General features: G+C 69.5%; 5 protein-coding genes and 1 pseudogene. 5 read left to right on the plus strand and 1 reads right to left on the minus strand.

Features of this window, described 5'->3' with window-relative positions:
- Together ACFWF3_RS15860 and ACFWF3_RS15865 are read left to right on the plus strand one after the other, a co-directional pair.
- A pseudogene (locus tag ACFWF3_RS15860) lies at window positions 1–1,179 on the plus strand (sensor histidine kinase); the annotation flags it as partial.
- Complete coding sequence (locus ACFWF3_RS15865; RefSeq protein ID WP_378633825.1) at window positions 1,172–1,519, plus strand: UBP-type zinc finger domain-containing protein; 348 nt, start codon at window positions 1,172–1,174, stop codon at window positions 1,517–1,519. The pseudogene ACFWF3_RS15860 and the gene ACFWF3_RS15865, both read left to right, overlap by 8 nt.
- A gap of 7 nt (window positions 1,520–1,526) precedes the next feature.
- Here ACFWF3_RS15865 and ACFWF3_RS15870 read toward each other — a convergent pair whose 3' ends face one another.
- On the minus strand, window positions 1,527–1,991 hold the full coding sequence (locus ACFWF3_RS15870; protein ID WP_378991201.1) for a hypothetical protein: 465 nt from the start codon (window positions 1,989–1,991) through the stop codon (window positions 1,527–1,529).
- A gap of 76 nt (window positions 1,992–2,067) precedes the next feature.
- Here ACFWF3_RS15870 and ACFWF3_RS15875 point away from each other — a divergent pair, with 76 nt between their 5' ends.
- The 3 genes from ACFWF3_RS15875 to ACFWF3_RS15885 all read left to right on the plus strand — a co-directional run.
- Window positions 2,068–4,311 carry an AAA family ATPase gene (locus ACFWF3_RS15875; protein WP_379314246.1) on the plus strand — a complete coding sequence of 748 codons (2,244 nt, stop codon included), beginning with the start codon at window positions 2,068–2,070 and terminating at the stop codon, window positions 4,309–4,311.
- A gap of 72 nt (window positions 4,312–4,383) precedes the next feature.
- The gene (locus tag ACFWF3_RS15880) at window positions 4,384–5,661 is read left to right on the plus strand and encodes a hypothetical protein (protein WP_378991204.1); all 1,278 of its coding nucleotides are present in this window, start codon (window positions 4,384–4,386) and stop codon (window positions 5,659–5,661) included.
- 114 nt (window positions 5,662–5,775) lie between these two features.
- Window positions 5,776–7,999 (plus strand): Na+/H+ antiporter subunit A (locus ACFWF3_RS15885; RefSeq protein ID WP_379314247.1); only part of this gene is annotated, 2,224 nt, incomplete at its 3' end.

The raw sequence follows: 7,999 nt of genomic DNA on the forward strand, positions 1-7,999 counted from the left end.
GGACTACAACGGCTCGATGTACGTGCTGCGCCGCTCCCGGTTCCTGGTCATGGACGCGGCCGATTTCTCCCGGATCATGCACGAGTGGTTCCCGATGGCCGTGCACCTGCTCGAGGGCGCGTTCTTCGGCGGGCAGAAGTCGAACCAGCGGATCGCCGAACGCGAACGGCTGCTCGCGCTGGGATCGCTGTCGGCCGGGCTCACCCACGAACTCAACAATCCCGCCGCCGCCGCGGTGCGCGCCACCTCCGGCCTGCGCGAACGCGTCGCCGGGATGCGGCACAAGCTGAAGATGATGGCCGAGGGCAAGTTCCCGGCCGACGCGCTGGTCAAGCTCGTCGAGATGCAGGAGCAGGCCGCCGACCAGGTCGCCAAGGCACCCGACCTCAGCCCACTGGAAGCGGCCGATCGGGAGGACGCGCTGGCCGTCTGGTTCGAAGAGCGCGGCATCGCCGACGGCTGGAATCTGGCGCCCACCTTCGTGCAGGCGGGCCTGGACACCGACTGGCTGGAGGGTGTGCACGCGACCTTGGAAGCCTGCCAGGCGCCGGTGTTCGAGGGCGCCGTGCGCTGGCTGAACTACACCATCGAGACCGAGTTGCTGATGAACGAGATCTTCGACTCGACCACCCGCATCTCCACTCTCGTCGGGGCGGCCAAACAGTATTCGCAGATGGATCGCGCGCCCTATCAGGTCGTCGACCTGCACGAACTGCTCGATTCCACCCTGGTGATGCTCAACCGCAAACTCGGTGACGGCATCCGCGTGGTGAAGGACTACGACCGCGCGCTGCCGCCGATCCCCTGCTTCGCCGCCGAACTCAACCAGGTGTGGACCAACCTGATCGACAACGCCGTCTACGCGATGGGCGGCGAGGGCACCCTGACGATCCGCACCTTCAAGGAGAACGACTGCGCCGCGATCGAAATCGGGGACACCGGGCCGGGCATTCCCCCGAGGCGCGGGGCCGGATCTTCGAGCCGTTCTTCACCACCAAACCGGTCGGCGACGGTACCGGTCTCGGTCTCGACATCTCGTTCCGGATCGTGGCGAACAAGCACAACGGTGACATCCGGGTGGAATCGGAACCCGGCAACACGCGCTTCATCGTCCGCCTGCCGTTGCACCCGGCGGCGGAGGATGTCAGCACACCTACTACAGGAGGTCTAGATGGCTGAAGCGGGGATCGATCCGAGCGTGCCGCCCAGTGGCGCCGGGTGCGTCGAATGCGACGCGAGCGGCGGCTGGTGGGTGCATCTGCGCCGCTGTGCCGAGTGCGGGCATGTCGGCTGCTGCGACAGCTCTCCCAGCAAGCACGCGACGAAGCATTTCGAGGCCACCGCGCACCCGTTCATGCAGAGCTACGAACCGGGCGAGGACTGGTTCTACAACTTCGCCAGCGGCGAGATGTACAGCGATGGTCCCGAGCTCGCCGCGCCGACCAGCCATCCCACCGATCAGTCGGTCCCCGGACCGGCCGCGCGGGTCCCCGCGAACTGGCAATCGCTGCTGGGCTGAGCGATGGCTAGGGCTTCATCCCGGCGGCGTCGGCAACCGGCTTGTCGGCATTGGCCGGGACGAGGCAGACCAGCTTCACAGTGCTGAGCGCCACGTTGGGGCTGCCCTCGAACGGACCGCCGGGGTGTGCCGCGAGGATCTGATCGATGGCCTTCTTCTCGCCGTCCGGGTCGAGCGTCTTGAACTGTGTGCAAGTGATGTCGGTGCCCGCCGCGGCCGAGCTCGGCGCCGCGCTCGACGTGGGCGCCTTGGTGGCGGTGGCGGACGCGCTGGAGCTCGGCGTGCCCTTGCGCAGCCCGCTCGCATCAGCGGAGTCGTCGGACCCGCACCCGACCAAGGTCAGGGTCAGTGCCCCGGCGGCCAGAACGGCGAGGGAGATTCGGTTCATCTGCTGCTTTCCCCGGTAGATCGCGGCGCCGGCACCTCCGGCGCGTCCGGTGCAGCGTACCGACTGGCGGCGATAGTTCGTCATGTCAGCCAGAATGGCCGTCTGACCTTGCCGTCGGCCTATCGATTCCTGATCGCGGCGAGAAGGGCAGAATGGGGCGGTGGCTGAACTTTCGCTCACCGCCCGGCTCAATCCCTCCGCAGCCGACGCTCGTCGCGGGGTGGTGCGCCTGCACCCCGAGACGCTCACCGCGCTCGGCCTGCGCGAATGGGACGGCATCGCGCTGATCGGCGCGCGCCGGACCGCGGCGGTGGTGGCGAAGGCGCCCGCGGACAGTCCGCCGGGGGTGGCGCTGCTCGATGACGTGACGCTGTCGAATGTGGGACTGCGGGAGAACGCGGCGGTGACGGTCGCCCCGGTGACAGTCTTCGGCGCCAGACAGATCTCGCTGAGCGGCTCGGCGCACGCTGTGGCCAGCATCCCGGCGGCCACCCTGCGGCAGGCGCTGCTCGGCAAGGTGGTGACCGTCGGTGACACGGTGTCGCTGCTGCCGCGCGATCTCGGACCCGATATCAGTTCCTCGGCGGCCACCCAGGCGCTCTCGCGTGCCTTCGGGATCGCCTGGACCACCGAACTGCTCACCGTGACGGCGATCGAGCCCATGCCGGGACCGGTGAGCGTGCAACCGAATTCGGCCGTCGGCTGGGGTGCGGGTGCGGCAGCGATCCAGCACACGGTGGAACGTGACGGCGATGTGCGCCAGCCTTCGAGCACGCCGGGCCAGCAGTGGTTTTCGGAGCCGGATCAGCCGGGATCCGGCGCGGTGAAGGTGAGTTCGGGGAGCACACCGGTCCAGATCGAGGATCTGGCGGGTGTGCAGAGCCAGGCGGCCAAGCTGGCCGAATGGCTGAGCCTGGCGCTCGATGAGCCGGAGTTGCTGAAGACGCTCGGCGCACCGGCGCATCTCGGTGTCCTCATCACCGGACCCGCCGGAGTCGGCAAGGCCACCTTCGCCAAAGCTGTTGTCGCACCGCGTCGTATCGTCGAGCTCGACGGCCCGAGCGTCGGCGCGACCGAGAGCGGCACCCGGCTGCGTGAGGTCGCCGAGGCGGTGGCCGATGTCGCCACCGGGCAGGGCGGCGTGCTGCTGATCACCGATATCGACGCGCTGCTGCCCGCCGAGGCCGAGCCGGTCGCCACCCTCGTTCTCGACCAGCTGCGGGCCGCGGTGCGCGCACCGTGCGTTGCCCTGCTGGCCACCACCGCCCATCCGACACAGGTGGATTCGCGTCTGCGCGCTCCGGATCTGTGTGATCGCGAACTGGCGTTGCCGCTGCCCACCGCGGCGATCCGGCGGGCACTGCTGGAACAGTTGCTGCGCAAGGTGCCGGCGGGAAAACTGGACCTCGATGTGATCGCCGCACGCACACCGGGTTTCGTGGTGGCCGACCTGACCGCGCTGTGCCGGGAAGCAGCCGTGCGCGCGGCAGCCCGGGCCAGCCGGGAGCACACCGAACCCGAACTCGTCCAAGACGATCTGATCGGCGCGCTCGACGTGATTCGCCCGCTGTCCCGTTCGGGCACAGAGGAATTGGCGATCGGCTCGCTCGACCTCGACGACGTCGGCGACATGATCGAAACCAAACAGGCACTCACCGAATCGGTGCTGTGGCCGCTGCGCCACCCCGACTCCTTCGCCCGCCTCGGCATCCAACCGCCGCGCGGGGTCCTGCTCTACGGACCACCCGGCTGCGGCAAGACGTTCCTGGTGCGGGCGCTGGCAGGGACCGGCCAGCTCAGCGTGCACGCGGTGAAAGGCGCTGAGCTGATGGACAAGTGGGTCGGCTCCTCCGAACGCGCGGTGCGCGAGTTGTTCCAGCGGGCCCGCGACTCGGCACCCTCGCTGATCTTCCTCGACGAGGTGGACGCGCTCGCCCCCCGACGCGGCCAGAGCAGCGACTCCGGGGTGTCGGACCGGGTGGTCGCCGCGCTGCTCACCGAACTCGACGGCGTCGAACCCCTGCGTGATGTGGTGGTGGTCGGCGCGACCAACCGCCCCGAACTGATCGACCCCGCACTGCTGCGGCCGGGTCGACTCGACCGGCTCGTCTTCGTCCCGCCACCGGACGGCCCGGCCCGGCTCGAGATCCTGCGCACGGCGGGACGCTCGGTACCGCTGGCCCGGGATGTCGACCTGGCCGCGCTGGCAGAGGATCTCGACGGCTACTCGGCCGCCGACTGCGCCGCCCTGCTGCGCGAGGCCGCGCTCTCGGCACTGCGCCGCGATATGGCCGCCGCCGACGTCACGGCCGAGGACGTGGCCACCGCCCGCGCGAGCGTGCGGCCGTCCCTCGACCCCGCGCAGGTCGAATCGCTGCGTCGCTATGCCGAGAGCAGGGTTTGAGGCCGAACTCGCCACCCTGATCCGGCCGCGACATCCCCGGTGCGGGCATGTGTCGCCGGTAACGTCGGCACGGTGCCCAAGATCGGTGATGGTCTGGACGTGGTCACGGCGTTCGCCGGCGCCGCGGCCGCGGGGATGTCGCTGTTCCTGCCGTTCAGCTTCGGTGACGATTCGTCGATCGATTCGCCGTACCGCGTCACCAGTCTGATCAACAGCGTTCCCCGCGCGGCCGCACTCGGTCTCATCGTCGCTGTCGTCGTCGCCGTGCTGGCCAGGCCGATCACCCGGCCGGGGCTGATCTGGCTCACCGCGACAGGCGGGGCGGCGGCGCTGGCGATCAACTACTTCATCGGCGAGGCGATGACCTCCGCCGACGTACTCACCACCCAGAACTACATCGACTCGCTGTGCGGCGGTGTGCTGTTCGGGGCGCTGTGCATCTGCGCGTGGCGGATGCGCTGGTCCGCGGTCGGTTTCGGGCTCGGGGTCCTGGTGGTGTTCGTCTACGGCGAAGTCGTGGCGGTGTTCACCTCGAACGCCGCGGCGACGGCGGACAAGGCCGTGCACACCCCGTTCTGGCTGATCGGCTCCGCCGTCGTGCTGCTGGCGGTGAACACCGCGCGCCATCGGCACGGCATCATGCTGCCCGCGGTGCCGCGGATGGCGGCGGATCTGCCGATCGCCCCGATCATCGCCACCACCGTGCTGTCGCTGTCGCTGCTGATCGCCACCGAGTGGCTGGGCCGCGAGTTCGACGGCCGCCGCGGAAACTCCTGGCAGGTCGCGCTCGCCGTGATCGTCACCCTCGTGGCGGCGTTCGTGGCCGCCGCGCTCCTGCCGGGCCGCGACGGCACCGGTGTGCTGATCGCCGTGAGCGTCGCCGCCGCGGCCGATTCACTCAGTGACGCACCCCGCCTCGGCTGGCATCTCGTCCTCGTCCTGGTGGTCGGTGTGGTCGCCATCCTGGCGGGCCTGCGGTGGGCGACACCGTGGGGCGTGTTGCTCGGCGTCGCCGTGATCTGCGGTTTCGCCATTGTGGCCGAGCGTCTTCCGTGGGCATTCGTGTGGACGGCCGGGGTGGTGCTGCTGACCTGTGTCACCGGTTTCGCGATCGGCTCGATCCGGGTCAGCTACCTGCCGAGCGCGATGCTGGCGCTCGGTGCGCTGTACCTGCCGTCGATCCTGTGGTCGATTCCCACCGGGCAGCGGCACTGGCCGACGGGCAGCACCGCCGTCGCCGATCGAGTGCCGGGACAGGTGGCACTGGCCATCACCGTCGGCGCCGCGGCCGGACTCGCGGTGCTGTATCAGATCCGGCCACCCGCGCAGCCACGGGCGGCGCAGCCATAGCCGGACCGCTCGCGACATGGCCGACGCGACAACCTCGGTGCCGCCGAACATCCCGTCCGCGCCCGTAGGATCGGGACGCGCTACTCGACCGCTACCTACCCGACGGAGGGGGAGTTGCTAGCCGTACTGCTCGTTCACGCACTGGCCGCCCTCCTGGCCCCGCTGTGTGTACGAGTGCTCGGCCGCAACGCTTTCTACCTGCTCGCCCTGGTACCGCTGGGCAGCCTCGGCTGGGTGATCGCGCACTGGGGAACCACCGTGCGCACGCATGTGCAATGGGCGCCGCAGATCTCGATGGACATCGATCTGCGCTTCGATGCCCTGTCCGCGGTGATGTGCACGCTGGTGCTCGGCGTCGGCGCGCTGATCCTGGCGTACTGCGGGCGGTACTTCGAGCGTGACGAGGCCAGGCTCGGGGTGTTCGCGGCCGAGCTCACCGGGTTCGCCGGTGCCATGTTCGGGCTCGTCACCAGCGATAACATGCTGCTGCTGTACGTGTTCTGGGAAATCACGACGGTGCTGTCGTTCCTGCTCGTCGGCCACTACGCCGAACGCGCGGTCAGTCGAAGGGCCGCGATCCAGGCGCTGCTGGTGACCGGCGCGGGCGGGCTGGCGATGCTGGTCGGCATCGTCGTCCTCGGGCTGCGCTACGACAGTTTCCTGCTCTCGGACCTGCTCGCGGCGAGCTCGGTCCCGGCCGGGAGCGCGGTGCCGGTCGCGATCGGTTTGGTGCTGATCGGGGCGATCAGTAAATCGGCGATCGTGCCGCTGCACTTCTGGTTGCCCGGTGCGATGGCGGCGCCGACACCGGTGAGCGCGTATCTACACGCCGCCGCGATGGTGAAAGCCGGTATCTACCTGGTGGCCCGGCTGGCGCCCGCGCTCGCGCAGACCCCGCCCTGGCATCTGATGCTGCTGCCGCTCGGCATCGTCACCATGCTGCTGGCCGGGTGGCGGGCGATCCAGGTACACGATCTCAAGCTGGTACTGGCGTTCGGCACCGTCAGCCAGCTGGGGCTGATGATCATGATGATGGGCATCGGCACGCCCGACGCGGCGCTGGCCGGGCTCGCTCTCCTGGTGGCGCACGGACTGTTCAAGGCGTGCCTGTTCATGGTGGTCGGCATCATCGATCACGGCGCGGGGACCCGGGATCTGCGCAGACTGTCCGGGCTCGGCCGGCGCGCGCCGGTGCTGTGCGCGATCGCGGTACTCGCCACGCTCAGCATGGCCGGGCTGCCGCCGCTGCTCGGTTTCGTCGGCAAGGAGTCGGCGCTCGGCGCGCTGTGGTCGGCCGAGATACTGAGTCCGCCGGTGCGGTTCGCCCTGCTGGCCGGGGTCACCGTCGGGTCGGCGTTCACCGTGGCCTACAGCATCCGATTCGTCTGGGGCGCTTTCGGAGTCACCGCGAATCCCGAACGCGCGGTCACCTGGCACGCGCCCGGCCCATTGCTGCTCGGTCCGCCCGCGGTGCTCGCCGTGGCCGGGCTGGCGGGCGGTCTCGACACCCAGGCGGTCGATCGATGGTTGAGCCCCTACGCCGAGTCGCTGCCGGGCGTGCTCGACACCCATCTCGCCCTCTGGCACAGCTTCACCGGACCGCTCGCGCTGACGGTGGTCATCGTCGCGGCCGGTATCGCCCTGTTCCTGATCCGCGGCCGGATCGGCGAACCCGCGCACCCGCGTCTCGGCAACGCCGATCGCAACTACGACGCGGCCCTGCGCGCGATGGACCGACTGTCGTTGCGTATCACCGGAACCGTGCAGTCCGGTTCACTGCCCGCCAGCCAGGCCACCATCCTCGGCACGCTCATCGTGTTGCCGACGGTCATGCTCGCGATCGGCACGCGGACCGGAGTGCAGCTGCGACTGTGGGATTCACCGTTGCAGGCGGCGATCGGCGCGATCATGATCGCGATGGCGCTGGCCGCCACCGTCTTGCGCAACAGGTTGGCCAGCGTGCTCGTCGTCGGGGTGACGGGCTACGGCTGCGGCGTGATCTTCGCGCTGCACGGCGCCCCCGATCTCGCACTGACCCAATTCCTGGTCGAGACACTCACTTTGGTCGTCTTCGTGCTCGTGTTGCGCGCCTTCCCGGCGGAGATCGCCGAAAGCCAGGGCACGGCGTTCAAGTTCCGCCGGGCACTGCTGGCCGTCGGTGTCGGCATCACCGTCCCCGTACTCGCCGCGTTCGCCATCGCCGCCAAGCACGGTAACCCGATCTGGGACGCCATCCCCGATGCCGCCTATCGGATCGGCGGCGGCAAGAACGCGGTCAACGTCTTGCTGGTCGACATCCGCGCCTGGGACACCCTCGGCGAGATCTCGGTGCTCGTCG

It is taken from the genome of Nocardia sp. NPDC060220 (assembly GCF_042727815.1).
Classification (GTDB): Bacteria; Actinomycetota; Actinomycetes; order Mycobacteriales; family Mycobacteriaceae; genus Nocardia.